Raw genomic sequence first — 22117 nt, 5'->3', positions numbered from 1 at the left:
GGGTGGTGTGGTCAGTGCCGGGCGGCGGCGGGCGCGCGAGGCCCAGTCACGCCGCGGCCGGAGCCAGCTCGTATTGCTCGCCGAGGACGGCTTCGGCGATGCAGGCGAACAGGTCGCGGGCGGCCGACTTGGTGACGGCGTTGCCAGCCATTCGGACGCGTTCGCGTTTGCTACCAAACCAGATGTAGGTGTGGGGAAAGTCCATGGCGGCCGCGTACTCATTGGGCTCGAGCATCCGGAAGCCGAGGTCTTCCACCGCGGTCACGGTTCCGCCGTGCAGCAGGCCGTGGCGGTCGACCGTGGTGACCGTCGGGATGGGCTCTGCGGCAGGCCACGCTGTGCCGTTGCCGTAGTAGGGGATGACGAGGTCGGGGGCGACGACGCCGTGGTGGTTGCCGGAGGCGCACACGGTGGCCAGGGGCTTGGAAGCGAGGCGGTGGCTGGATCCGCCGCCGCGGAGTTCGACGATGTACGGCGGTACGGCCAGGCCGGTCTCGTTGCGGGCTGTGCAGGTTCGCATCGGCAATTCGACGGGCCGGGCCAGCTTCCCCTCGCGCCCTTCGACGGGAACCATGAGCGGCGTCGCGTAGGCGGTGAAGCCGTCACGGATGCGCTTCATGGTCTTGTCGGCCAGGGGCTTGGTCCGGTCGGCGATGCGGACGGCCGGGAGGGACCAGTCGATGGCATCAGAAGCCGGCCGGGCTGAGGGGTAGACCTCGGCGTGACAGTGGCTGGTGGGGCAGCGCCACACGTACTGCCGCTTGTACTTGCCGTACTGGCGCTGCGGGTTCTTCCACGCCTGTACGGCGCGCACCGTCCGGTCACAGCTGCTACACAGCGCGGCAGGACGCAGCCACTTGTCGAAGTCCGGCTGCCTCTCGCCTTCCCGCCACAGCACGACGTACATGCGGTCGCGTGACTGCGGGGCGCCCGGACCGAGGGCCTGAGCGTGCATGGAGTTCAGGCAGACGAGGCGCGACCGGTATCCGAGGGCGTGCAGGGCTGAGATCCACGCCGGCCAGAGGATCCACTCGCGGGCGTCAACGACGTTCTCGACGATGATGCCGCGGTACTGGTGGTGTTCAGCGAAGCGGACGACGTCCCACATGGTGGCGCGGGACCGTTCGGCGGCTTCATCGGGCAGGGTTTCCCCGAACAGGTCGGGGGTGGCATCAATGTGCCGCTGCCGTCCCTTGGCAATGGAGTGGTTGGTACAGGACGGGGAGAACCACGCGAAGGTGGTGGTCGGGTAGCGCCGGGGGTCGACCTGCGAGAGGTCGGCGCAATCATGGGCGGTATTGGGGTGGTTGGCATTGTGGACGTCGATGGCGAGCCGCCAGTGGTTGAGGGCCACGCGCACGAACAATCCGATGCTCTTTGCCCCTTCTGAGGAGCCGCCGCCTCCGCAGAAGCCGTCAGTCGTGTCCGCCTTCAACGTCTGCAGGTTGATCAGCATCACGCGGTCTCCTTCTGGCGTCGGCGCTTGTCGATGGCTTCGCGTTCGCGGGGTGTCTTGCCGCCGCGGATGGTGGCGCGCATGTGCGGGGGCAGACCGGCTTCCCGGGCGAGTGCGTCGGCCAGGCAGGCTCGGCGGACGGGGCAGCGCTCGCAGATGTCGCATGCGGCCTGGACCTGCTGGCGGCTGTAGTCCTTGGGCATGAACAGGGCGGGGTCGGTCTGCCTGCACAGGCCTTGCTCTTCCCAGGTGGGCGCGCTCATGCCGCTGCCTCCTGTTCCTTGCGCTGCTTCTTCTCTTTGGCGCGCAGTGCCTGGAGGTGTGCGGCGCAGAGTCCGCGCCCGCTGCGGGCGCGGCGGCATTGGCCGACTGTGCACAGGCGTTCGGGGGGCAGGAGTCCGGCGGCGGCTTGCCATTCCATGACGAGGCGTTCGTAGACGCTGAGGCGGGTGGAGATGATCTGTGCGCCGAAGCCGGCTCGGGTGAGGATCAGGGCGGCTTCGCGTTGTTCGTCGGGGGTGAGGTCGACGCGTGGGTATTCGCCGGCTGCGGCGCGTTCGACGGCGATCCAGTCGATGTCGTCGGTGGTGACGTCGGTGGTGGGGGCGATGAGGAGGCGGAGTGTCGCGTAGGCGGTGGTTGCGGTGAGGGGTCGGTTGCGCATGGCGGCGGTCACTGTCCTGCCTCCTTCTGCTTCTTGAGGTACTTGTTGATGTCACGGATGCCGAGGGCTGCCTCGTCGGCGATGGCCGCGTCGTCGAGTTCCTCGTCGGTCCACGGGTCTTCTGCGGGCCAGAAGACAGTGATGCTTTGCTTGAGCCGGGTGGTGGCTCGGCGGGATCGGTTGCGGGTCGGGGCGTAGTGGAGCTGGATGGCGACGCAGCTGGCGACGACGATGCCGGTGACCAGGCCCACGATCAGGTCCGTGTTCATGCCGCGGTCTCCTGTCCGGCGCCGATCCACTGGTGACAGATGGAGCGGTGCACCGTGACCCGCTTGGACGGGACGAACCCGGCGCTCACGATGACCCCGTCGGCGGCGGCCTTGGCGAAGCGCGGGCCCCACTGGGCGGAGTGCTCGGGCTCCTGGACGAGGCCTTCGGCGATCAGGTCGGCGGCCTGGAAGATGACGCCGCGGGCGGCCATGGTGCGAATGGCCCGGTCGCAGGCGGCGGCCCAGGACTCGTCGGTACGGGCTGCGGCGCGGGCCATGCCGTCGGTCTTCTCGCGTTCGCCGGCCTGGGCGTCGACGGTGCCGCAGATCACGGTGGGGAGCTGCAGTTGCTGCATCATCGCTGGCCTCCGTTAGCCTCGTCCTGCCGGATCAAGCGGGCTTCTTTCGCGACGCGCCAGTGCATGGCTTCCGCGTCGGCCAGTTCTTCTGGGCCCCTCAGCGTCTTGTCCTCGCGCTCCGCTTCCTTGCTCCAGCAACTGGGGCAGAGCAGTGGCTGCATGTCTCGACGGCACCACTCGCAGGCGGCGAGGTCATCAGTGACGGCGTGGTCGTGGTCGGGCGTGTACTGGATGAGGCGGCGGGTCTGCTTGCAGTGGTCGCAGCGGGCTTCGATGGGATGGTCGTTCATCACGGTCTCCCGTCTGTGGTGTGCTGGAGTGGTGGGCCGCCCGCACTGCCCGCGGGCGGCCCTGTGCGGCTAGTTGGCGGGCGGCTGTGCGGTCTGCGGCCAGAGCGCCTCTTCGTAGGTGTCCGTCCCGTCGTCGTCCTCGCCCTCCGAGCCATCAGCGGCGGATGCTGAGACCGTCGGGGTCTCGACCTCGAGAGCTGGCACGTCGACGGGCGCTGGCTTCTTCCGGGACACCTTCCGGGTCTTCGGTACGGTGTCGTTCTCCTCGAGTTCCTCGACCGAGTACGGGACGCCGAGGAGGACGTCGGCGGCGATGCGGCGGCAGACCTCGGAGGTCGCGCGGGCGACCAACATGGCCTGTGGCTGTTTCTTCCAGTTGTCCTTGCCGAGAAGCCCCATCTGCTGGGCCCGGTCGATGGTCCAGCGGGATTCCTCGACCTGCTCGGAGCCCTTTCGCCGTCCGCAGACAACGGCGCGGGTGGAGGTTTCCTCCTTGACCCACACGTCGTGGCCGGCGGCCTGGACGAGGCCACGCAGGGCGTTGGCCCGCATCGCGGGGGTGCCCTGGATGATGTCGAAGGAACGCAGCGCGGCCATGGGTGAGAGGCCCATTTCCTGGCCGGTGAGGATGGCGGCGGTGACTTCTTCGGGCTTGCCGCGGAACGCCTGTGGGACGAAGGAGGTCTTGGCGAGGCTGACGGCGATGTTGGCGGCGGAACGGGCGGACTGCGCCCACGCTTCGAGCCCGGAGAGCGCGAGATCGGGAGCCGCCAGGGTTCGCAGGGATGGGGTGTTGACGTCGTAGGTCGCGAGTTCGGTCATGCGAGGGTCTCCGTGGTCCAGGCGGGGCGGGGCAGGGTGGGGCCGACCACGTCGTCCTTGAGGGTCTTGGCCATGCGGGCCACCCATGCGACGTGCAGGAACTTCTTGAACGCCTCGTCGTCGATGCGGATCTCGTAGGCGTCGTAGTCGTCGGCACGGACGTGGACGGCCAGGCCCCCGGTGAGGCCGAGACCGGCGACGGTCTGCTCGGCGCCCCCGTTGTCGAGGTAGACCTCGGCGTGGGCGTAGGCGGCGAGTTGCAGGCCGGTTTCGCCCCAGATTCCGGACTTGCCGGTCTTGTAGTCGATGAGCGGCCGTCGGCCATCTGGGAGTTGGGCGACGAGGTCGAGGGTTCCGGCGTAGTTCCAGGTGCGGTTGGCGACCGGTGCTTCGATGAGGACCGGCTCGATGCACCAGTCGTCAAGGAAGCGGGCACAGGATTCGACGTGCCCGGCGATCTCTTCCGGGGCGTCGATCTCCTCGCCGCGCACGAGCCGTTCGGCCAGGGCATGAACTTCAGTGCCGCGGCGGGCTGCCGCGTCGCGTTCCCGGTACGGGGTCTCCTTGAGTTCGTCGACCATCCGCTGCCGGTCCCAGCCGCGCATGGCCTCGACGTCTTCGGGGTGATCGGCGACGAACTCCGCGACCGACCGGGCGGACCACCTGACGAGCTGGGGCTTCGGCATGCCGTTGCTGATCAGTGTGGTGACGCCGTCGGCCTTCCGGCCGTCGAGCTTGTACCAGTGCCCCCGGGCTCCATCGATACGCCGCAGTGTCATCACTCACCTGCCGCGATCTGCTGGAGACGGGCGATGCCGTCGGACTCGGTCTTGGCCATCACGACGGCTGCCACGTACTCAGGGAAACCGCGCTGCAGGCGGGCCCGGTTGGAAAGGTCGGCGGTCGCGATGGCGTGGATCAGCGCGTCGGTGAAGGTGGCGGGGCACCGACCACCGGAGGCGCCGAAGTGGTGCAAGACGTGCGCAGCAACCTCTCGGCCGATGGGCTCAAGTGGGCCGTCGTCGCCGCTGGGGGTCGTGTTCTGCATGGCGTGCGCCTCTTTCAGGGTGTGAGGTGCCGCCGGAACCGCGCGGGGGTGAGCGTGGGGCGGTTCCGGTGACGGTTGCGGGTGAGGTCAGACGGTCGGGAAGACGGCGGGGACGTGCCCGGGATCAGTGCCGGCCAGGGGCGAGCACGAGAGGCTGACCACCGGCCCCGCGGTGTAGCGCTCGCGGAGTTCGGCGACGTCGAGGGCCATGGTGCTGGTGTGCTGCGGCAGGTCGCGGACCTTGGTCGCGTTGGCCAGGGCGGCCTCGGTCGCGGTCAATGCGGCCTGCAGCCGGGCCACTTCCCGCTCGGCGTTCCGCTTGTCCTCGAGGGCCCCGGAGTAGTCGATCCCGGCCCGGTCCAGATGCTGAACGAGTTCGTTGTTCATGGAAGTCTCTGCGACCAGACTGCACGTCAGCTGGCCGCACTGCTTCTCCAGCCGGACGTTCTCCGCGCGGAGTTCGGCCACGGTCATGCCACGGTGTCGACCTCGCGAGGTCCACGGGACGTTCACGTGCGTCCTCCCCTCGTCTGCCGCGGGATGACCAGGAAGTTTCGGAGGCCGGCACAGGCCGGGTGCTGCAGCTGACGGAGCAGTGGAGCGCACAGAGTGCAGGTGCGTGGGTCGTGGCCCTCCGCTGGGCAGGGCTCGGGCATCACAGGTCTCCGTCCTGCTCGGCGAGGAACTCTGCTTCCCGGCAGGCGCCTTCGATCTCCGCGACCTGCAGAGCGAGGTCGAGCGCCTCGTCGAGGCGGTGCTTGAAGGCCAGGGCCGGGGTGATCTCGCCGAGGCGAAGCCACCGACCCGCGTGCCAGGCCCGCCTGCCCGGGCCGGATCCGTCCATCACGGCCCACCGGTCGGCATTCGTGACCAGGCGCTGCACCACCACCTCCTGGTAGCGGCCGTGGTCATTGGGCATCGGGATCCGGAACTCCCTTGCGGTGTCCCGCAGTCGAGACGTCTCACTCTCCAGGGCGACCGCGATGCGGCGGGCCCGGTCACGTTCTTCTAGGACCTCGGCGACCATCTGGCGGGCGTGGTCGCGCTGCTCGCGCAGTACGGGGTAGATCATGTGCTCGTACAGGGGCAGTACCACCTCGAGGACCCGACGCCACGGTGTCGGCCGCATCCCGCCGCGAGCGGCAGCGGCCTGGGCAGTGTCGACTAGCGACTCCCACTGGTCATCGGTCAGTTCACCCATCGCCGTCACCGTCCTGGGGGCCACACACGCAGTCCTCGGGACCGGCACCCTGGCCGATGGCGCAAGCACAAACGGGCGTGATGCCGACCCCGGCACCGGCCACGTACCCCGGGCAGTTGTCACACTGCCCCTCCACCCACTCTTCGGCCTCGCACCAGTCTTCGTCGGCCTCGTAGTCGTAGAAGTCGGTCATCGATCGTCTCCGTTGTCGAGGTGGTGACCGAGTACGCACAGCGCCATCCCGGCCAGGAACAGAGCACTGGCCTCCATCAGGACCGCAAGCTCGAAACGGCTCATCCCGTGGCTCCCGCCCGGCGCCGCGCCCACTTGTCGCGTGTCGCTGCCACGGCTTGGCGCTTGCGGCAGGGCTGGCAGTAGCGGCAGCGGCAGTTCACCGCGTGCACGGGCATTTCCTGCCGCCGCGTGGCTGCCAGCGCGGCCAGGAGGTCGGCTACGCCGGCGAAGTCGCCGCCCTTGAGAAGCATCCGCAGACGGTCCTCTTCGTCGTCCATGGCCGTCATGCCACACCTCCGGCGAGGGCGGCGCGGTAGTCGCGGCCCGTCAGCCTCCGCGGCTCACTCAGCAGCGGCCCGTGGGCGACGTACACGTCGTCCAGCGGCATCCGCTCGCCCAGCGGCGAGAGCATCAGCGCCCGGCGCCGGTCATCGCGCCGTCCGGTCCACCGCCACCGGCAGCCGCGCATATCGATCCAGGCCACGCCGAGGTCGAAGGCGATTCCGTCGATCTCGGCGTACTCGCGCGCGGCCCACATCAGTTGCACCCGGTCCACCACGGGTAACCCGGGCGTCCTCGATGCCGTGTTCAGGTCGTCGATGATGCTCATCACGCCACCGACCCAGCAGCCGACGGATACAGGGGGCCGTATGCCTGCAGCCGGATCCGGGTCCCGCACAGTGTCCCCTCAGCCTCGAGGCACTGCGTTGCGTCCCACGTGCACCGCTCGACCTCTGCGGGGGCGATGTTCAGTGCCTCCCGCCAGGCCTCGAAATCCGCGTAGCTGGAGATGTCCCTGTGAAGATGCAGTTCGATGCAGCACGGAGGCACGGGGCGCACCTGCACGGCTGGCGCGGTCAGCCCGGTGAACCGCGTGGAGGTGTAGAGCATTTCCAGCACGTTGGCCATCTCGCGGTGCTCTGCCATGGTGACGGCGGTCATGCGGTGCCTCCAGGGGTCCATGTGGGGTCGTAGGTGACGGTCTCGGGGTGGTCCGCGGGCATCGCCGCGAAGACCTTCTCGAGCGGGTCGATGAAGTGCCGCTGTTCGGCTTCCAGCCCCTCGGCCTGCCGCTGTCGCGCAGCCAAGGCAGCCACGTCAGCGGCCAACCGGAGCCCGGGACTTGAGATGGCGGGGGCCATCACTGGTCACCCGCCTCGGCGCTACGCGAGCACTGGGCCTCGGCGATCAGGCGCCACGTCGTGCAGACGGTCTCCACCCGCCGCAGCATCTCGGCGTCACTGGCTCCGCCTTGGTGAAAGGTCAGAACCGCGTCCTCAAGGTCGACGAGGAAGCGTCGCCGGTCTCCGGCGTGCAGAACGGCCGCCCACGGCAGCGCCGGCTCGTAGTCGTCGTCAGGGTCTGCCTGCTCTGCCTGAGCGCCGTCGACGGGCAGGTAGGGGGCGGGCTCGTCGGCAGGGTCTACGTGGTACTCGATCCGGCCGTCGCCATACACCGTCACGGCGGACACCGAGTCCTCCACCGCCTCCGGCATGCCCGCGTTCGTGTGGAGCACCAGGTGCAGCCGCGCGCCGAAGGCCGGGGTGATCTCGATGTGGTGCGTGTCCGGGTGGATCCGCTCAACCAGCGGCGATGACCCGGGAGTCGGGACGGGAGGGCCGGGTGGGATGATGGGAGACACGGTCTGCCTCTTCTCTTCTTGGGATGGTGTGAGGTGGATCGAGGTCCCGACTGCCGGTTTCTGCCAGGTCACCGGCGGTTGGGGCCGATTTGGCCGCCTCAGGTTCAGGCGGCTGCTTCGACCGGCGCGTTGGCGGGGTCGAGTGCCGGGTTGCTGTGGGGGTCGGCCGCTTCCTGGCCTGCGATCCAGGCGTCGATGACGGCGATGCGGTAGGCGACCCGCCCGCCGGACCTGAATGAAGCGGGGCCCTTCTTCAAGCGGCGCCACTTGCGGAGCGTGTTGACCTCGTAGCCGAGCCGGCGGGCTGCGTCGGGCATCCAGAGGCAACCGATCGGCGCCTTATTTGTGGTGGTCACTTGGTTCTCCTCACGAGAGAGCTTGGCTCTGGTTCGGATCCGTTTCGATCTCGACTGGAGACGCCGGGGGCGCAAAAAGGACGAGCAGGGCGACGCCGACAGCGCCAGCTATGGCGTGGGCCACCTCGGGGTCGCAGTCTTTCGCGCGGCCGGTCAAGAGGTGTCCGACCTGGGAGTGATGCGTGAGGCCCGCAGCTTCGGCGAGCGATCTGACGGTGTAGGGCTCGCCGCGGCCGGGATGATGCATGACCCACTGCAGGATCTCGCGGTCACGGAGGGCATAACGTACTCTCAACGGATCTCCATTGGGACGAACTGTCTCCGCCTGAGACCAGTGAAGCAAACTGGAGACATCTTGTCCATGGATCCGAACGGCCGGATGTGAAGTTTCCCGGGAGCGCCGAGGTAGTTACCATCGGCGTGTAGACGAATCGTCTCCGCCAAGGGATGGTTACCCCCGTCGATCACCGCACAGCAGGGTCACAGCGAACCCAGTGCAGAGACAGACACATCGAAAGGATGAGCGGCATGGAGGCGTCCGCCCCCGACCTCAACCGCGACGACGTTCGGCACGAAGCCGCCCTGCCCGACGACCTCGTGCGCGAGATGGACCGTGATGCGCTCAGCCGCCTGATCCGGGAGGCCAACGACGGCGGCCGCGGAGACTCGTACCAGAAGCTCGCAGAGCGGTCGATCGATCCCGAAACAGGCGACCAGGCGTCGAAGGCGTACCTGCAGAAACTAGCCACCAACTCCGTCGCCGGGGCTCCCACGCCGTCGCGACTCAGGGCCATCGCGGCAGGACTGCGCAAGCCGCTGTCCGTCGTGCAGCGCGCCGCCGCCATCCAGTACCTCGACTACGAAGCAACCGAACTGGCAGGCTACGACGACGACACGCGCGTGATCGTCGCTCACCTCGCCGGCATGGGGAAGACCGAGAAGCGCAAGTGGCGAGCCATGATCGAGGCCGCCGACCGAGTGCGCCCCGAAGAGGACTAGGCCACCCCACGACAACCGGCCGCTAACCTGCACATTTCAAGATCGGCATATTTGCTTTGTGACAAACCGTTGTCGTCCCCTTAACGGAACGGTATGTTTCCCGATCCGAACGCAACCACCAGGGGACCCCCACACCCCCTGCGCACACAACGGGGGCGCACGATGCTGTCTATCCACTACGAACATCACGACGACCGCACCGAGACCGCACCCGTCCTGATCAGGGAAAGACGCGGGCAGGTCATCTACGAGCTGCACCGCGGCCTGTTCCTGCCCGAAGGCGTAGCCGCCCTCAACGCCGCCGCCGCCGGCTTCCTGGCAGGCGGGCAGTGGTTCCAGCTGTGGAGAGGCGAGGTCATCAGCATGGCGTCCCCGGAGCTGAGAGACACAGACCTTGCCCGGGTACATTGAGGATCGCTGGTGGACCAAACGCCCCGACCCCGCCACGGGCAAGAAACGCAAGACCTCCCTGTACGGCAAGGGCAAGCGCTACAAGGTCACCGGCATCCCCGGAGTCCGGGCCCGCAGCTTCGAGAAGTTCGCCGATGCCGACCGGTGGAAGGCCAAGGCCCAAGCCCAAAGCCTGGCTGGCGAGTTCACCGACCCACGTGACGGCAACCTCCTGCTGAAGACCTACATCGAGGACACCTGGTGGCCCTCACTCAGCGGCGACCCGGCGACGTTGGAGACCACTCACAGGCTCGTGTGGAAACACGTGCTGCCCCACCTCGGCCACCTGCCCCTCCGGCACATCACCGTGGCAACCCTGCGCACGTGGCTCAAGACCCTGGAGCCCAGCCTCGGGGCAGGCACCACGATCGCGGCATGGAGCTACCTTTCCAACGTCCTCGAGTACGCCGTCGACGACGGGAAGATCCCCAAGAACCCCTGCAAGGCCAAGACGGTCAGCCCCCCGCCCCCGCCGGAGTACAAGGCCAGAGCCTGGAGCAGAGAGCGCGTCACCGCGGTCCGGGCCGCCCTGCTCGACCGATTCCGCGTCATGGTGGACCTGGGCGTCGGAGCCGGCCTCCGGCAAGGGGAAGTCCTCGGCCTGTCCGTCGACGACATCGACGAGGAAGCGGGACTGCTGCACATCAGACGGCAGGTGAAGAAGATCGGCAGCAAGCTCGTCTTCGCGCTGCCGAAGGGCGGCAAGACCCGCACCGTCCCCCTGCCGATCCACCTGGCCCGACGCCTCAAAGCGCATCTCCAGCAGTTCCCGGCCCAATCCGTCACCTTGCCTTGGGGTGACCCCCGCCCCCCGAAGACTGACCGGGAAGCCAAGGACCGGGCCCCGCAGACACACCGGCTCGTCGTGACGACCGTGCAGGGGTGCGCTATCCGCCGCGACCAGTGGAACATGCGCTATTGGAAGCCCGCCCTGGTTGCGGCGGGCGTTATCGCCCCCGGCAGGGTGGTGGTGCGCCCCAACCCTGCGCGTCCCGGGGGCGGGGGCCTCAAAGTCGTCCAGTTCGAGGAGAGCCGAGAGCACGGCTTCCACAGCCTGCGCCACACCTACGCCTCGGTACTGCTCCATGCCCGCGAGTCGGTGGTAGCCGTCTCGAAGTGGATGGGCCATGCCGACCCATCGATCACCCTCCGGATCTACGCACACTTCATCCCCGAGGCAAACAGCCGCGGTCGCCTGGTCATGGACGCCTGGTTTGAGTCCGCCCCAGAAAAGATCTCCCTAGATTCTCCCTGGGCCTCTGATTCTCCCCTGACAGTGCCTGCCGAGGGACCCGCCGCCGAGGCTGCTGCAGCGGGTTGACACACCTCCCCCGGGAGCCCGTGGACACACCTCCGCCAGGGGGCTCGGGGCCCCTGCTCACGCCTCCCCGAGGCCCTCGAACCAGGTCGGCCCGCCCGTCGCGGCCAGCTTGATCCGCCGGACCGCGAACTCCTCCATCTCCGGCAGTGCGTCCACCGCGAACCAGCCCACCTCCAGCGACTCGTCGTCGTTCACCCGCGCCTCCCCGCCGACCGCCCGCGCGAGGAAACAGGTGTCCATGAACTGGCATACGTCGCCGTTGGGATAGGTGACTCTCTGCAGCGCCTCGACGAGCAGGACCCGCTCCGGGACGCAGTGCACGGCCGTCTCCTCGTACACCTCGCGCACGAGGGCCGCGGCCGGCTGCTCGCCGGGGTCGGGGATGCCGCCGATGATCGACCACTCCCCGGTGTCCGAGCGCCGGCCGAGCAGCACCCGGCCCTCGTCGTCACGCACGACGGCGCTCACGCCGGGCATCCAGAGCAGGTGGTGGCCCGCCTTGGCGCGGAGGGCACGGATGAAGTCGGGGATCGGCATGCGTCGACTCTAGGCGTTGTGCCGGCTGCGGGTTCGCTGCGGCTGGTCGCGCCCACGCGGCGGAGCCGCAAATCGAAGACGGCCCCGCGCCCCCTACGGGGGCTCACGTGGTCCGCGGAAGCCTCAGCCTGTCGCGGATCACACGTACCGCCGCCTCCGCGTCGTCCACGGTGACCGTGAACATGCGGCCGTCGCCGAGCCGCAGCACGAAGCCCTCGCCGCGCCGGACGACGACGGCCGTGCCCTTCTCCGGGCGCCAGCGGTATCCCCAGCCGCCCCACTGGCGGGGCGTGACACGGGGGGCGAAGTCCGCACCGACCACCTGCGTGAGGGGGATGCGGGTGCGCGGCACACCGATGTGGCCGCAGCGCACCTCCAGGCTGTCCTGGTCGACGCGCACTGCCACGTGGACGAACGCGATGGTGCCGTAGAGCATCAGCAGCCCGGCCGCGACACAGCCGACGACCGCCATCGTCAGAGCGGCGAGCCCGGACGTCCAGGAACTGTCGACGGCGAGCTCGATGCCGAGCGCGAGGCAGGCGGCACCGGCGGCGGCCAGCAGCCACTGGATGCGGTTGGTCGCACGGCCCGTCCAGACGGCGGGCGGGGCGACGCCGTCCTCGGCGCCGCTTCCGGAGATCCGCGGGTCCTCGGAATGCTCCCTCATACCGGGCAGCCTACTCACGTTCCGCGACCGCGGCAGGGGTGCGCGGACGGATAACGAGGAAAACGGACGGGCCGCGTCAGGGGCGCGCAGGGCTCGCCGCGAGGAGCGAGCGGCCCTCGGGGTAGCTCAGCGAGGACGGCTCCAGCTCCGTCTCGCGGCCGCTGGACAGCACGGTCAGGGCGCCCGTGGACGCCGCGCCGGGGTCGGCGGCGGCGCCGATGCGGCGCAGCGCCTGCGCGGCGACGGCCTCGGCGGAGCCGTACAGGGCCAGGGGCGGGGCCGAGGGCTGCTGGACGGCGGCGCGGATACGTTCGGCGACGAGCTCGTAGTGGGTGCAGCCCAGGACGACGGCCTGCACGTCGCGCGGGGTGCGGGCGGCGGCGTCCGCGATGGCGGCGCCGGCGGCGTCCGCGTCGGCCCACTGCACGGCGTCGGCGAGGCCCGGGCAGGCGATCTCGGTGACCTCGACGCCGGCGGCGAAGTCGCGGATCAGCCCGCGCTGGTAGGGGCTGCCGGTGGTGGCCGGGGTGGCCCAGATGGCGACGGGGCCGCCGGCGGCGGCCGCGGGCTTGATCGCGGGGACGGTGCCGATGACCGGCAGCGCGGGCTCCAGCTCGGCGCGTATCGCGGCCAGGGCGTGGACGGAGGCCGTGTTGCAGGCGACGATCAGGGCGTCGGGCCGGTGCGCCGCGGCGGCGCGGGCGACGGTCAGGGCGCGCTCGACGACGTCCTCGGGGGTGCGGGGACCCCAGGGCATCGTCTCGGGGGCGGCGGAGAGCACCAGATCGGCGTCGGGCCGCATCCGGTGCACGGCGGCGGCCGCCGCCAGCAGGCCATTTCCGGAGTCCATGAGCGCGATCTTCACCCGGTCACTTTAATCGATGGGCCCGGTCCGCCCCGCGCGGGCGGTCCGGTGCGGCAGACTGCGGCGGGTGAGCGCGCTGACGTGGATCACCGTGGCTTCCCTGGCCGCCTGGCTCTGGCTACTGCTGGCGCAGGGCTTCTTCTGGCGCACCGATGTCCGGCTGCCGCGCCGGACGCCACCCGAGCAGTGGCCGTCCGTGGCCGTCGTCGTGCCGGCCCGGGACGAGGCGGAGGTGCTGCCGTCGAGCCTGCCGTCCCTGCTCGCGCAGGACTATCCGGGCCGGGCGGAGATCTTCCTGGTCGACGACGGCAGCACGGACGGCACCGGCGAGCTGGCCCGTGCCCTGGCGGACGCGCACGGCGGGCTGCCGCTGACCGTGGACGCGCCCGGGGAGCCCGGTCCGGGCTGGACGGGCAAGCTGTGGGCGGTGCGGCACGGCATGGCGCTGGCCCGGGCGCGGACGGACGCCGAGTACCTGCTGCTGACGGACGCGGACATCGCGCATGCGCCGGACAGCCTGCGGGAGTTGGTGGCGGCGGCCGCGTCGGGCGGGCTGGACATGGTGTCGCAGATGGCCCGGCTGCGGGTGGCGACGTTCTGGGAGCGCCTGGTCGTACCCGCCTTCGTCTACTTCTTCGCCCAGCTCTACCCCTTCCGCCGGGTCAACAGGCCGGGCGCCCGCACGGCCGCGGCGGCGGGCGGGTGCGTGCTGCTGCGGCGCGCGGCGGCCGAGCGGGCGGGGGTGCCGGACAGCATCCGGCAGGCGGTGATCGACGACGTGGCGCTGTCGCGGGCGGTGCAGCGCTCCGGCGGGCGGATCTGGCTGGGGCTGGCCGACCAGGTGGACAGCGTGCGCCCGTATCCGCGGCTGGCGCAGCTGTGGCGGATGGTCTCGCGCAGCGCCTACGCGCAGCTGCTGCACAGCCCGCTGCTGCTGGCCGGGACGGTCGCGGGGCTGGCGGTGGTCTACCTCGTGCCGCCCGTGGCGGTGGTCGTGGGCGCCGCGACCGGCGGCGGCGTCCCGCTGGCTGCCGGAGCGGCCGCGTGGGCGGTGATGACGGGGACGTACCTGCCGATGCTGCGCTACTACCGGCAGCCGCTGTGGCTCGCGCCGCTGCTGCCGTTCACGGCGCTGCTGTACCTGCTGATGACGGTGGACTCGGCGGTGCAGCACTACCGCGGCCGGGGCGCGGCGTGGAAGGGGCGGACGTACACGCGCCCCGAGGCCGCGCCCTGAGCACTACTTGCGGCCGGGAGTCCACTGCAGGCCCCAGCCGTAGGCGCGGTCCAGGGTGCGCTGCGGGCTGATGCCGCGGTCGGGCACCAGGTAACGGGCCTCGCGGCGGACGACGAGGCCGTCCCCGTCCCAGGTGATCAGGGCGAGTGCGCAGACGTTGGACGGCACGGTGCACTCGTCCAGGGCGAAGTCGACGGGCGCGCCCTGCTGCGGCCGGAGCGTGACGGTGGCGTGGAGGCCGGCGAAGGAAGCGGCTCCCTCGTAGATCGTCACGAAGACGAGGATGCGCCGGAAGGCGGCGGCGTGGTCGAGGTCGACCGACAGGTTCTCGCCGTCCGCCGCGGCGCCGGTCCGGTCGTCGCCGTCGAGGTGGACGTACGGAGGCCGGTGCAGGGAGCCGAAGGAGTTGCCGAGCGCCTGGATCACGCCCTTGGTGCCGTCGGCGAGTTCGTACAGGGCCCCCAGGTCGAGGTCCACCCCGGCGGACCGGCCGAGGCGGGCGCGCCGGCGCCCGGGGGCCTGCCGCATCTGCCAGTTGAGGTTGACGCGCAGGGTGCCGGAGGTGCCGCCCTGCTTGGCGAGCGAGACGGCCGGGGCCTGCTTGGCCAGCGTGACCCGGGCCGGGCGGGCGGGCTGCGGGGCGGGGGCGGCGGGCTCGGCGGCGTCGGCACCGTAGGCGGCGGCCAGGCCGGCGGGGCCGTCGGCGTAGCCCTGGCCCACCGCCCGGAACCGCCATCCGCCGTGCCGCCGGTAGAGCTCGCCGAGGACGAGGACGGTCTCCACCGTGGCGTCCCGGCTGTCGTAGCGGGCGAGTTCGCTGCCGTCGGCCGCGTCCAGGACGCGGATGCGCAGGCCGGGCACCCGGCCGAGGTCCCCGCCGTCGGCGGCGGCCGTGAACAGGACGCGCTCGACGGCGGGCTCGACCGCCCCGAGGTCGGCGGCGAAGGTGTCGGTGACGGTGCCGTCGGCGGGGCGGCTGCCCTCGTGCCCCACGGCGCCGGAGGGGTGCACCGGCCGGCTGCGGGAGACGGCGTCCGCACCGGAGCGGACCCGGCCCTCGGCCAGCAGCAGTGCGCAGGCCTCGGTCCCGGGCGCACCGGGCCCGGAGCCCCGGGCCACTTCGACACGCACCGCCCGCGCGGATATCGGCGCATTGGCGCCCTTGAGCATGCCCACTTCATCCACCCCGCCCCTGAAGAAATCCTGAAAAACGGTCGGCCTTTACACGATCCCTACGTACCTTGACGACCGTTTTTCCCGGGTTCGCTCGGGTTGGGGAGCCGCACCTGCTCCGAGCTTGTGAAGGAACCCCCATACCCGTCTCCCCAACCGGAGCACCATGGGCTTAACTTATGCGCTATGACCTCCCCCCGCAGTGCCTACGGTGGCGGCTACTACGCCACGTCGTCGTTCAAGGACACCCCCATCTACGACAGCCTCGTCGCCGAGCGGGGCACCCCGCAGATCGCGCCCATCCGCGTGTCGTCGCCGTACGACTTCAGCGGCAACAGCAATCTGCCGGCGCTGCCCGCCCTGCCCTCCGGGCCGTCCTCGGCCCCGGCCCCGCAGTACGCCGCCCCGGCCCCGCAGCCGGGCCCCGTGCAGCCGATGGGCCTCCAGCAGGCGGCCGCCCCGTACATCCCGCCGCAGGCCTCGGCGCCGCGCGGCTACCCGGGCCCGGCCGCCGGCCCCGCGGGCTACGAGGCGATGCGCCCCGTCGCGCCGCGCCCCGCCCCGGCGTCCTACGAGGACCCGTACAACCGCCAGTACCCGCAGCAGGGCGGCTACTGACGGACTCCGCCCGCCGATCCGGTCCGGCAGTCCAACTGCCGGACCCGGCTGGCAGACTGGCGGTATGTCCACGCCTGCGCTGAGTTCGGTCCACCTCTATCCGGTCAAGTCGATGGCGGGCTGCTCGCCGGGTGAGGCGACCGTGGAACCGTGGGGGCTCGCCGGGGACCGGAGGTGGCTGGTGACCGAGCCCGACGGCCGGTTCATCACCCAACGGCAGCTTCCGCGGCTCGCGTTGGCTTCGGCACAGCCGCTGCCGGGCGGCGGGGTCCGGCTCACCGGGCCGGGGGCGGAACCGCTCGACGTGGCCGTGCCCGCGTCGGCGGAGCAGGGCGGCACGATTCCCGTGACGGTGTTCCGGGACAAGGTGGAGGCGGTGCGCGCGGGGGACGCGGCCGCCGCCTGGGTGAGCGCCTTCCTGGGGACCGGGGCACAGCTGGTGCACATGGACGACCCGGCCGTACGGCGCCCGGTCGACCCCGACTACGGGCTCCCGGGCGACATGGTGAGCTTCGCCGACGGCTATCCGCTGCTCGTGACGACCACCGGCTCGCTGCACGCCCTCAACGCGCTCATCGCCCAGGACGGCATCGCCGCCGAGGGCCCGCTGCCGATGAACCGCTTCCGGCCGAACGTCGTCGTCGACCACACCGAACCCTGGGCCGAGGACGGCTGGCGCAGGATCAGGATCGGCGAGATCGTCTTCCGGGTCGTCAAGCCCAGCGGCCGCTGCGTCATCACCACCACCGACCAGGCCACGGCCGAGCGCGGCAAGGAGCCGCTGCGCACGCTCGCCCGGCATCACCGGATCGGCGAGCGGCTGGTGTTCGGGCAGAACCTGATACCCGAGCACACCGGGGTGCTGCGCGTCGGCGACCCCTTCGAGGTCCTCGACTGAGGTCGCCCAGGCACCGCGTGCACACCCTTGTACGTCAACGTGCCGCACGGGCAGGCATCCAGGGAGGGTGATTTTGCTCTCTCCGCCGTCTTCCTCCGCATGCGCCGTCCCCGGTGAGGTATTTACGGACGCGTAAGGGGGTGAGCACTGTGCGCGCAATGCGGTTCGTATGGCGATGGCGGCGCAATCCTCTGCGCCGCCGGAGCGATGCTCTCGAGGCGTGGACGGGCATGGCCGCGGTGGTTCTGATGCTCGTGCTCGGGACGGCGGCGGGCTGGACGGTGGGCTCGTTCGCCCACGGAGCCCTGCGGGAGGCGGTCCGTGAACAGCAGCAGCACCGGCACCTGGTGAGCGCCGAAGTGGTGCGCTCGGTGACGGGCACGGCGGAGGCGCCCGACCACGAATCCACCACCGGGCGCGAGGGGTACGGCCGGTTCCTGGCCCGCTGGCGGGACCCGGACGGTGGCGAGCACACCGGCCTGGTGGCGCTGCACCAGGCGCCGGGCCCGCAGGCCCGGTTCCCGCTGTGGACGGACGACGAGGGCCGGATCGCCGGGCGCCCCATGGACCGGGCGACGGCCGCCGTGCACGCGGTGCTCGCCGGCGCCGCCGCGGCGGCGGGTGCGGCCGGGCTGGTGGAGGGCATGCGGCGGGTGGTCGTATGGCGCCTCGTGCACCGGCGGTATACGCAGTGGGACCGGGAGTGGCGACAGGCCGGGCACACCTGGGGGCGGGCGGACGCAGGAAGCTGACCGGCCGACTCCCAGAGGGCGTCCGATGGTTCGGTGCGGGTCCTGCGGTGTCTGGTGCGGTACGTCGCAAGGCGGAGCGTCACCCGCGTACTGGGCGTACTCGGGTGATGCGACAACGCGGCGAGGTGCCGTACCAGGCGCCGCAGGAGCTGTGCCGAACCATCGGACACCCTCTGAGCCCCGCGCGCGCTACGGTGGTGCAGCCGGTACTCATCCGTCCCGGGTGGACGCATGCACGAGGTGGGGGCACAGCAGCACCATGGCACAGGGCTCGGTCCAGGTGACGCACACCGGCACGTCGCGCTGGCGACGGCGCACGGGAGAGTACGACTCCCTCTCATCGGCCCTGGACGCGGCCGCCGACGGGGACGTGCTGTCCCTGTCCCCGGGCACGTACCGGGAGAACCTGGTGGTCTCCCGGGCCGTCACCCTGCGCGGCTCCGAGGGCGCGCCCGGCGCGGTGCGGATCGCCCCGACCGAGGGCGTCGCCGTCACCGTGCGCGCCTCCGCCCGGCTGGTCGACCTGCACATCGAGGGCCACGACGCCGCACAGCCGGCGCTCCTGGTCGAGGGCGGCGCACCGGAGTTGGAGGGCCTGCGGGTGGCGACCCGCTCGGCCGCGGGCATCGAAGTGCGCGGGGGCGCCCGGCCGACCGTGCGCGCCTGCACCGTCGACAACCCCGGGGGCGTGGGCATCAGCGTGCTGGACGGCGCGGGCGGGGTCTTCGAGGACTGCGAGGTCGTCGCCGCGGGCCAGGCGGGCGTCTCCGTGCGCGGCGGGGCCGCCCCCCGCCTGGAGCGCTGCCGGGTGCACCACGCCCGGGGCGCGGGGCTGTCGCTGACCGGCGAGGGCAGCACGCTGGAGGCGGCCGGCTGCGAGGTCTACGAGATCAAGGGCACGGGCGTACAGGTCACTTCGCGGGCCGCCGGGCGGCTGACGGAGTGCCGGGTGCACCGCACCTGCGGCGACGGAGTGTCGCTCGACACCGACGCCGTCCTCGCCCTGGCCGACTGCGACATCCACGACGTCCCCGAGAACGCGGTGGACGTGCGGGCGCGTTCGGTGCTGACGATGCAGCGGTCCACGGTGCGCCGGTTCGGGCGCAACGGCCTGTCCGTATGGGACCCGGGCACCCGGGTCGAGGCGGACCAGTGCAAGATCCACGACAGCACCGGCGACTACCCGGCGGTGTGGGTGAGCGACGGTGCCGGCGCCGTCCTCGGCTCGTGCCGCGTGCACGACGTGCCGGACGCGCTGTTCGTCCTCGACCGCGGCTCGCGCGTGGAGGTCTCCGGCAGCGACCTGTCCCGGGTGCGCGGCACCGCGGTGTCGGTGAGCGGCGGGGCCACGGCCCTGCTGGACGACTGCCGCATCCGCGAGGCCACCACCGGGGTCTGGTTCCGCGGCCACGACAGCGGCGGCAAGGTGACCGGCTGCACCCTCGATGCCACGTCGACGGGCGTGATCGTCGCCCAGGGCGCGGACCCGGTCGTCGAGCGCTGCACGGTGAGTTCACCGGCAGAGGCGGGTTTCTACGTGTCCGCCGAGGGCCGCGGCACCTTCCACGGCTGCCGGGTGACGGGCAGCAGCGGCTACGGCTTCCACGTCATCGACGGCTGCCGGACGACGCTGACGGAGTGCCGTACGGAGCGGTGCGCGCGCGGCGGCTACGAGTTCGCCGAGGGCGGCCCGGTCAGCGAGGGGTGCACGAGCGACGAGCCGGCCGCCCCCGTGGTGCGCGCCGTGGAGACGGTGCACCGGCCGCTCGTCCCGCCGATCCCGGAGCAGCGCACCACCGACTCCGGCACGGTGCCGACGCGTGCGTCGTCGACGGTGCTCCGCGAACTCGACGCGCTCGTCGGCCTGGAGAGCGTCAAGCGCGAAGTGCGCGCCCTGATCGACATGATCGAGGTCGGCCGCCGCAGGCAGCAGGCGGGGCTCAAGGCGGCCTCCGTCCGGCGCCACCTGGTCTTCACGGGCTCGCCCGGCACCGGAAAGACGACGGTGGCCCGGCTGTACGGCGAGATCCTGGCGGCCCTGGGAGTGCTGGAGCGCGGACACCTGGTGGAGGTCTCCCGGGTGGACCTGGTGGGCGAGCACATCGGCTCGACCGCCCTGCGCACCCAGGAGGCGTTCGACCGGGCGCGCGGCGGGGTGCTCTTCATCGACGAGGCGTACGCGCTCTGCCCCGAGGACGGCGGGCGGGACTTCGGCCGCGAGGCCATCGACACCCTGGTGAAGCTCATGGAGGACCACCGCGACGAGGTCGTGGTGATCGTCGCCGGCTACACGGCCGAGATGCAGCGCTTCCTGACGGTCAACCCCGGTGTGGCATCACGCTTTTCACGCACGATCACGTTCGGGGACTACGCGCCGGACGAACTGCTGCGCATCGTGCAGCAGCAGGCGGACGAACACGAGTACCGCCTCGGCGAGCCGGCGACCGAGGCCCTGCTCACCTACTTCGCGGCCGTCCCCCGGGGCCCCGCGTTCGGCAACGGCCGCACGGCGCGCCAGACCTTCGAGGCGATGGTGGAGCACCACGCGGGGCGCGTGGCACGGATGCCGTCGCCGAGCACGGAGGACCTCACGCTGCTCGTGGCGGAGGACCTGCCGGTGTTGCCGTGACCTGAGGATTCCCTCCGCCGCAACGGCGGGCCGGCACCGCGGCGGTCTCCGGCGGTGGCGAACCCGCAGCAGCCCTTACGTGGGACAATGCAGCCTGCAGGGCCCAAGGGCGGGCAGTGGCGGAAGGGACGGCCGGGTGGGCGACAACCAGAATCTCCTGGCGGAGCAGCGGCGCGCCCTGATCCTCGACGAGGTCAGACGGCGCGGCGGCGTACGGGTCAACGAGCTGACCCGGAGGCTCAACGTCTCGGACATGACGGTCCGCCGCGACCTGGACGCCCTCGCCCGCCAGGGGGTGGTGGAGAAGGTGCACGGCGGTGCCGTGCCCGTCGCCGAGCCCACCTCGCACGAGCCCGGCTTCGAGGCGAAGGCGGTCCTGGAGCTGAGCGCCAAGGAGGACATCGCGCGGGAGGCCGCGAAGATGGCCCCGCGCGGCAGCGCGATCGCCCTCGCGGGCGGCACGACGGCCTACGCCCTGGCACAGCAGCTGGTGGACATCCCGGACCTGACGGTCGTCACCAACTCGGTGCGGGTGGCCGACGTCTTCCACAGCGCGCAGCGCACCATGACGGCCTCCGGCCCGGCGGCCCGCCCGGGCGCGGCGACGGTGGTGCTCACGGGCGGGGTGCGCACCCCGTCGGACACCCTGGTGGGCCCGGTCGCGGACGCGGCCATCCGCTCGCTCCACTTCGACGTGCTGTTCATCGGGGTGCACGGCATATCGGTGTCGGCGGGTCTCTCGACGCCCAACCTCGCGGAGGCGGAGACGAACCGTCACTTCGTCCGCTCCGCGCGCCGGGTCGTGGTGCTGGCCGACCACACCAAGTGGGGGACGGTGGGCCTGAGTTCGTTCGCCTCGCTCGACGAGGTCGATGCCCTGGTGACGGATGCGGGGCTGCCGGAGGCAGCCCGCGCGGAGATCGCGGAGCAGCTGCCGGAACTGGTGGTGGCGGGCCCGTCCGACACCCCCTAGGGTGTCCGCGACCATCTGATCCGCCGATGTCCGGGGGTGCTGGATGCCGCTCAGGAAGCTCCGTCCCGTGGGGCCGGCCTTCGCCGGGACCGCGCCGCTGCGGTTCTCGTTCACGGCACGGATGGCGGCGCCGCCGGAAGCGGTGTACCGCGCGCTGGCCGACGAAGTGGAGGCCTGGCCACGGTGGTTCGGCGCGGTGACGCTGGCGCGGCCGCTGGAGGCGGAGGGCCTCGGCGGGCGCGAGGTCCGGCTGCGGGGAGGGCTCCGCTTCCGCGAGACGATCACGGCTGCGGACGAGCCGAAACGGTACGCCTACCGCGTCGACCTGACGAACGCCCCGGGCGTCCGGGCCCTGCTGGAGGAGTGGGCGCTGGTTCCGGTGGGCGCAGGGACGGTCGTCACGTGGACGATCGCCCTGGATGCGGCAGCGCTCACGAACCTGCTGCTGCGGCTCGTCCGGCCGGGCGTGGCAAGGGAGTTCCGCCGGGCGGTCCGCGCACTGGACCGTCGGCTCGCGGCGGGGTGACACCTGCTAGGGCCTGTCCGATGGGTCGGTGCGGGCCCCGCGGCGTCCGGTGCTGGGGGCACCTCCTGGGGGAGGTAGCTGGGGGAGGTAGCTGGGGGAGGTAGCTGGGGGAGCATCGCAAGGCGGAGCAT

At 71.3% G+C, this 22117-nt stretch carries 33 protein-coding genes; 10 read left to right on the top strand and 23 right to left on the bottom strand.

Annotated elements, in window-relative coordinates; genetic code table 11:
• Positions 1 to 46 precede the first annotated feature (46 nt).
• The 19 genes from ACLHRZ_RS11315 to ACLHRZ_RS11225 all read right to left on the bottom strand — a co-directional run bounded on the left by ACLHRZ_RS11315 (position 47) and on the right by ACLHRZ_RS11225 (position 8636).
• Complete coding sequence (locus ACLHRZ_RS11315; protein WP_490418203.1) at positions 47 to 1456, bottom strand: DNA cytosine methyltransferase; 1410 nt, start codon at positions 1454 to 1456, stop codon at positions 47 to 49.
• Positions 1456 to 1719 (bottom strand): WhiB family transcriptional regulator, encoded by a 264-nt coding sequence (locus ACLHRZ_RS11310; protein ID WP_490418202.1) that lies wholly within the window; start codon positions 1717 to 1719, stop codon positions 1456 to 1458. Before ACLHRZ_RS11310 ends, ACLHRZ_RS11315 begins: the two co-directional genes overlap by 1 nt.
• Positions 1716 to 2120 carry a hypothetical protein gene (locus ACLHRZ_RS11305; RefSeq protein ID WP_490418201.1) on the bottom strand — a complete coding sequence of 135 codons (405 nt, stop codon included), beginning with the start codon at positions 2118 to 2120 and terminating at the stop codon, positions 1716 to 1718. The genes ACLHRZ_RS11310 and ACLHRZ_RS11305 overlap by 4 nt, the downstream gene beginning before the upstream one ends.
• An 8-nt stretch (positions 2121 to 2128) precedes the next feature.
• The gene (locus ACLHRZ_RS11300; protein ID WP_490418200.1) at positions 2129 to 2389 is read right to left on the bottom strand and encodes a hypothetical protein; all 261 of its coding nucleotides are present in this window, start codon (positions 2387 to 2389) and stop codon (positions 2129 to 2131) included.
• A complete protein-coding gene (locus tag ACLHRZ_RS11295; protein ID WP_490418199.1) occupies positions 2386 to 2748 on the bottom strand; it encodes a hypothetical protein in 363 nt (120 codons plus the stop codon). The genes ACLHRZ_RS11300 and ACLHRZ_RS11295 overlap by 4 nt, the downstream gene beginning before the upstream one ends.
• Positions 2745 to 3038, bottom strand: coding sequence for a hypothetical protein (locus ACLHRZ_RS11290; protein ID WP_490418198.1), 294 nt, complete (start codon positions 3036 to 3038; stop codon positions 2745 to 2747). The genes ACLHRZ_RS11295 and ACLHRZ_RS11290 overlap by 4 nt, the downstream gene beginning before the upstream one ends.
• A gap of 69 nt (positions 3039 to 3107) precedes the next feature.
• Positions 3108 to 3860: a hypothetical protein gene (locus ACLHRZ_RS11285; protein WP_490418197.1), complete on the bottom strand. Its 753-nt coding sequence runs from the start codon at positions 3858 to 3860 to the stop codon at positions 3108 to 3110.
• Entirely contained in the window at positions 3857 to 4639 is a 783-nt protein-coding gene (locus ACLHRZ_RS11280; protein WP_490418196.1) for a hypothetical protein, read from the bottom strand. The genes ACLHRZ_RS11285 and ACLHRZ_RS11280 overlap by 4 nt, the downstream gene beginning before the upstream one ends.
• Complete coding sequence (locus ACLHRZ_RS11275; RefSeq protein WP_490418195.1) at positions 4639 to 4908, bottom strand: hypothetical protein; 270 nt, start codon at positions 4906 to 4908, stop codon at positions 4639 to 4641. The genes ACLHRZ_RS11280 and ACLHRZ_RS11275 overlap by 1 nt, the downstream gene beginning before the upstream one ends.
• Before the next feature lie 87 nt (positions 4909 to 4995).
• On the bottom strand, positions 4996 to 5382 hold the full coding sequence (locus tag ACLHRZ_RS11270) for a hypothetical protein (RefSeq protein ID WP_490418194.1): 387 nt from the start codon (positions 5380 to 5382) through the stop codon (positions 4996 to 4998).
• Positions 5383 to 5563: 181 nt separating this feature from the next.
• Positions 5564 to 6109, bottom strand: a complete 546-nt coding sequence (locus ACLHRZ_RS11265; RefSeq protein ID WP_490418193.1) for a hypothetical protein — start codon at positions 6107 to 6109, stop codon at positions 5564 to 5566.
• Entirely contained in the window at positions 6102 to 6302 is a 201-nt protein-coding gene (locus ACLHRZ_RS11260; RefSeq protein ID WP_490418192.1) for a hypothetical protein, read from the bottom strand. Before ACLHRZ_RS11260 ends, ACLHRZ_RS11265 begins: the two co-directional genes overlap by 8 nt.
• Positions 6303 to 6402: 100 nt before the next feature.
• Positions 6403 to 6621: a hypothetical protein gene (locus tag ACLHRZ_RS11255; RefSeq protein WP_490418191.1), complete on the bottom strand. Its 219-nt coding sequence runs from the start codon at positions 6619 to 6621 to the stop codon at positions 6403 to 6405.
• 5 nt (positions 6622 to 6626) lie between these two features.
• On the bottom strand, positions 6627 to 6953 hold the full coding sequence (locus ACLHRZ_RS11250; RefSeq protein WP_490418190.1) for a phiSA1p31-related protein: 327 nt from the start codon (positions 6951 to 6953) through the stop codon (positions 6627 to 6629).
• The gene (locus ACLHRZ_RS11245) at positions 6953 to 7285 is read right to left on the bottom strand and encodes a hypothetical protein (protein WP_490418189.1); all 333 of its coding nucleotides are present in this window, start codon (positions 7283 to 7285) and stop codon (positions 6953 to 6955) included. Before ACLHRZ_RS11245 ends, ACLHRZ_RS11250 begins: the two co-directional genes overlap by 1 nt.
• On the bottom strand, positions 7282 to 7431 hold the full coding sequence (locus ACLHRZ_RS11240; protein WP_490418188.1) for a hypothetical protein: 150 nt from the start codon (positions 7429 to 7431) through the stop codon (positions 7282 to 7284). Before ACLHRZ_RS11240 ends, ACLHRZ_RS11245 begins: the two co-directional genes overlap by 4 nt.
• Positions 7432 to 7484: 53 nt before the next feature.
• A complete protein-coding gene (locus ACLHRZ_RS11235) occupies positions 7485 to 7985 on the bottom strand; it encodes a hypothetical protein (RefSeq protein ID WP_490418187.1) in 501 nt (166 codons plus the stop codon).
• 104 nt (positions 7986 to 8089) lie between these two features.
• Entirely contained in the window at positions 8090 to 8341 is a 252-nt protein-coding gene (locus ACLHRZ_RS11230; RefSeq protein ID WP_490418186.1) for a helix-turn-helix transcriptional regulator, read from the bottom strand.
• Positions 8342 to 8351: 10 nt separating this feature from the next.
• Positions 8352 to 8636, bottom strand: a complete 285-nt coding sequence (locus tag ACLHRZ_RS11225; RefSeq protein ID WP_490418185.1) for a helix-turn-helix domain-containing protein — start codon at positions 8634 to 8636, stop codon at positions 8352 to 8354.
• A gap of 233 nt (positions 8637 to 8869) precedes the next feature.
• Here ACLHRZ_RS11225 and ACLHRZ_RS11220 point away from each other — a divergent pair, with 233 nt between their 5' ends.
• The 3 genes from ACLHRZ_RS11220 (at position 8870) to ACLHRZ_RS11210 (ending at position 11111) form a co-directional block, all read left to right on the top strand.
• Positions 8870 to 9340 (top strand): hypothetical protein, encoded by a 471-nt coding sequence (locus tag ACLHRZ_RS11220; protein ID WP_490418184.1) that lies wholly within the window; start codon positions 8870 to 8872, stop codon positions 9338 to 9340.
• 162 nt (positions 9341 to 9502) lie between these two features.
• Positions 9503 to 9751, top strand: coding sequence for a hypothetical protein (locus ACLHRZ_RS11215; RefSeq protein WP_490418183.1), 249 nt, complete (start codon positions 9503 to 9505; stop codon positions 9749 to 9751).
• Positions 9735 to 11111: a tyrosine-type recombinase/integrase gene (locus ACLHRZ_RS11210; protein WP_490418182.1), complete on the top strand. Its 1377-nt coding sequence runs from the start codon at positions 9735 to 9737 to the stop codon at positions 11109 to 11111. Before ACLHRZ_RS11215 ends, ACLHRZ_RS11210 begins: the two co-directional genes overlap by 17 nt.
• 57 nt (positions 11112 to 11168) lie before the next feature.
• On the opposite strand, the gene ACLHRZ_RS11205 is transcribed toward ACLHRZ_RS11210, so the two are convergent.
• The 3 genes from ACLHRZ_RS11205 to ACLHRZ_RS11195 all read right to left on the bottom strand — a co-directional run bounded on the left by ACLHRZ_RS11205 (position 11169) and on the right by ACLHRZ_RS11195 (position 13180).
• On the bottom strand, positions 11169 to 11648 hold the full coding sequence (locus ACLHRZ_RS11205; RefSeq protein ID WP_490418181.1) for an NUDIX hydrolase: 480 nt from the start codon (positions 11646 to 11648) through the stop codon (positions 11169 to 11171).
• A gap of 103 nt (positions 11649 to 11751) precedes the next feature.
• Positions 11752 to 12315 carry a hypothetical protein gene (locus tag ACLHRZ_RS11200; RefSeq protein ID WP_490418180.1) on the bottom strand — a complete coding sequence of 188 codons (564 nt, stop codon included), beginning with the start codon at positions 12313 to 12315 and terminating at the stop codon, positions 11752 to 11754.
• A gap of 76 nt (positions 12316 to 12391) precedes the next feature.
• Positions 12392 to 13180, bottom strand: coding sequence for a glutamate racemase (locus ACLHRZ_RS11195; RefSeq protein WP_490418179.1), 789 nt, complete (start codon positions 13178 to 13180; stop codon positions 12392 to 12394).
• 67 nt (positions 13181 to 13247) lie between these two features.
• On the opposite strand from ACLHRZ_RS11195, the gene ACLHRZ_RS11190 reads away from it, so the two are divergent.
• Positions 13248 to 14417, top strand: a complete 1170-nt coding sequence (locus ACLHRZ_RS11190) for a glycosyltransferase (protein WP_490418178.1) — start codon at positions 13248 to 13250, stop codon at positions 14415 to 14417.
• Between the two features lie 3 nt (positions 14418 to 14420).
• Here ACLHRZ_RS11190 and ACLHRZ_RS11185 read toward each other — a convergent pair whose 3' ends face one another.
• Positions 14421 to 15587, bottom strand: coding sequence for a TerD family protein (locus tag ACLHRZ_RS11185; RefSeq protein WP_490418275.1), 1167 nt, complete (start codon positions 15585 to 15587; stop codon positions 14421 to 14423).
• 189 nt (positions 15588 to 15776) lie between these two features.
• On the opposite strand from ACLHRZ_RS11185, the gene ACLHRZ_RS11180 reads away from it, so the two are divergent.
• From ACLHRZ_RS11180 to ACLHRZ_RS11155, 6 genes are all read left to right on the top strand, one after another.
• Positions 15777 to 16208, top strand: coding sequence for a DUF6643 family protein (locus ACLHRZ_RS11180; RefSeq protein WP_490418177.1), 432 nt, complete (start codon positions 15777 to 15779; stop codon positions 16206 to 16208).
• 64 nt (positions 16209 to 16272) lie between these two features.
• A complete protein-coding gene (locus tag ACLHRZ_RS11175; RefSeq protein WP_490418176.1) occupies positions 16273 to 17106 on the top strand; it encodes an MOSC domain-containing protein in 834 nt (277 codons plus the stop codon).
• Positions 17107 to 17264: 158 nt separating this feature from the next.
• A complete protein-coding gene (locus ACLHRZ_RS11170; protein WP_490418175.1) occupies positions 17265 to 17858 on the top strand; it encodes an Rv1733c family protein in 594 nt (197 codons plus the stop codon).
• Between the two features lie 259 nt (positions 17859 to 18117).
• Positions 18118 to 20487 carry a right-handed parallel beta-helix repeat-containing protein gene (locus ACLHRZ_RS11165; protein ID WP_490418174.1) on the top strand — a complete coding sequence of 790 codons (2370 nt, stop codon included), beginning with the start codon at positions 18118 to 18120 and terminating at the stop codon, positions 20485 to 20487.
• Between the two features lie 136 nt (positions 20488 to 20623).
• Positions 20624 to 21460, top strand: a complete 837-nt coding sequence (locus ACLHRZ_RS11160) for a DeoR/GlpR family DNA-binding transcription regulator (protein ID WP_490418173.1) — start codon at positions 20624 to 20626, stop codon at positions 21458 to 21460.
• A 43-nt stretch (positions 21461 to 21503) separates the two neighbouring features.
• Positions 21504 to 21986, top strand: coding sequence for an SRPBCC family protein (locus ACLHRZ_RS11155; RefSeq protein WP_490418172.1), 483 nt, complete (start codon positions 21504 to 21506; stop codon positions 21984 to 21986).
• Positions 21987 to 22117 lie beyond the last annotated feature (131 nt).

The organism is Streptomyces sp. AM25, from assembly GCF_058146165.1.
This window is presented reverse-complemented; position numbering and strand designations above follow the sequence as displayed.

Coding starts and splice junctions, on each gene's coding strand:
- ACLHRZ_RS11315 (WP_490418203.1), bottom strand. CDS start 1,456: ATGCTGATCAACCTGCAGACGTTGAAGGCGGACACGACTGACGGCTTC.
- ACLHRZ_RS11310 (WP_490418202.1), bottom strand. CDS start 1,719: ATGAGCGCGCCCACCTGGGAAGAGCAAGGCCTGTGCAGGCAGACCGAC.
- ACLHRZ_RS11305 (WP_490418201.1), bottom strand. CDS start 2,120: ATGCGCAACCGACCCCTCACCGCAACCACCGCCTACGCGACACTCCGC.
- ACLHRZ_RS11300 (WP_490418200.1), bottom strand. CDS start 2,389: ATGAACACGGACCTGATCGTGGGCCTGGTCACCGGCATCGTCGTCGCC.
- ACLHRZ_RS11295 (WP_490418199.1), bottom strand. CDS start 2,748: ATGATGCAGCAACTGCAGCTCCCCACCGTGATCTGCGGCACCGTCGAC.
- ACLHRZ_RS11290 (WP_490418198.1), bottom strand. CDS start 3,038: ATGAACGACCATCCCATCGAAGCCCGCTGCGACCACTGCAAGCAGACC.
- ACLHRZ_RS11285 (WP_490418197.1), bottom strand. CDS start 3,860: ATGACCGAACTCGCGACCTACGACGTCAACACCCCATCCCTGCGAACC.
- ACLHRZ_RS11280 (WP_490418196.1), bottom strand. CDS start 4,639: ATGACACTGCGGCGTATCGATGGAGCCCGGGGGCACTGGTACAAGCTC.
- ACLHRZ_RS11275 (WP_490418195.1), bottom strand. CDS start 4,908: ATGCAGAACACGACCCCCAGCGGCGACGACGGCCCACTTGAGCCCATC.
- ACLHRZ_RS11270 (WP_490418194.1), bottom strand. CDS start 5,382: ATGACCGTGGCCGAACTCCGCGCGGAGAACGTCCGGCTGGAGAAGCAG.
- ACLHRZ_RS11265 (WP_490418193.1), bottom strand. CDS start 6,109: ATGGGTGAACTGACCGATGACCAGTGGGAGTCGCTAGTCGACACTGCC.
- ACLHRZ_RS11260 (WP_490418192.1), bottom strand. CDS start 6,302: ATGACCGACTTCTACGACTACGAGGCCGACGAAGACTGGTGCGAGGCC.
- ACLHRZ_RS11255 (WP_490418191.1), bottom strand. CDS start 6,621: ATGGACGACGAAGAGGACCGTCTGCGGATGCTTCTCAAGGGCGGCGAC.
- ACLHRZ_RS11250 (WP_490418190.1), bottom strand. CDS start 6,953: ATGAGCATCATCGACGACCTGAACACGGCATCGAGGACGCCCGGGTTA.
- ACLHRZ_RS11245 (WP_490418189.1), bottom strand. CDS start 7,285: ATGACCGCCGTCACCATGGCAGAGCACCGCGAGATGGCCAACGTGCTG.
- ACLHRZ_RS11220 (WP_490418184.1), top strand. CDS start 8,870: ATGGAGGCGTCCGCCCCCGACCTCAACCGCGACGACGTTCGGCACGAA.
- ACLHRZ_RS11215 (WP_490418183.1), top strand. CDS start 9,503: ATGCTGTCTATCCACTACGAACATCACGACGACCGCACCGAGACCGCA.
- ACLHRZ_RS11205 (WP_490418181.1), bottom strand. CDS start 11,648: ATGCCGATCCCCGACTTCATCCGTGCCCTCCGCGCCAAGGCGGGCCAC.
- ACLHRZ_RS11200 (WP_490418180.1), bottom strand. CDS start 12,315: ATGAGGGAGCATTCCGAGGACCCGCGGATCTCCGGAAGCGGCGCCGAG.
- ACLHRZ_RS11185 (WP_490418275.1), bottom strand. CDS start 15,587: ATGCTCAAGGGCGCCAATGCGCCGATATCCGCGCGGGCGGTGCGTGTC.
- ACLHRZ_RS11180 (WP_490418177.1), top strand. CDS start 15,777: ATGACCTCCCCCCGCAGTGCCTACGGTGGCGGCTACTACGCCACGTCG.
- ACLHRZ_RS11175 (WP_490418176.1), top strand. CDS start 16,273: ATGTCCACGCCTGCGCTGAGTTCGGTCCACCTCTATCCGGTCAAGTCG.
- ACLHRZ_RS11170 (WP_490418175.1), top strand. CDS start 17,265: ATGCGGTTCGTATGGCGATGGCGGCGCAATCCTCTGCGCCGCCGGAGC.
- ACLHRZ_RS11165 (WP_490418174.1), top strand. CDS start 18,118: ATGGCACAGGGCTCGGTCCAGGTGACGCACACCGGCACGTCGCGCTGG.
- ACLHRZ_RS11155 (WP_490418172.1), top strand. CDS start 21,504: ATGCCGCTCAGGAAGCTCCGTCCCGTGGGGCCGGCCTTCGCCGGGACC.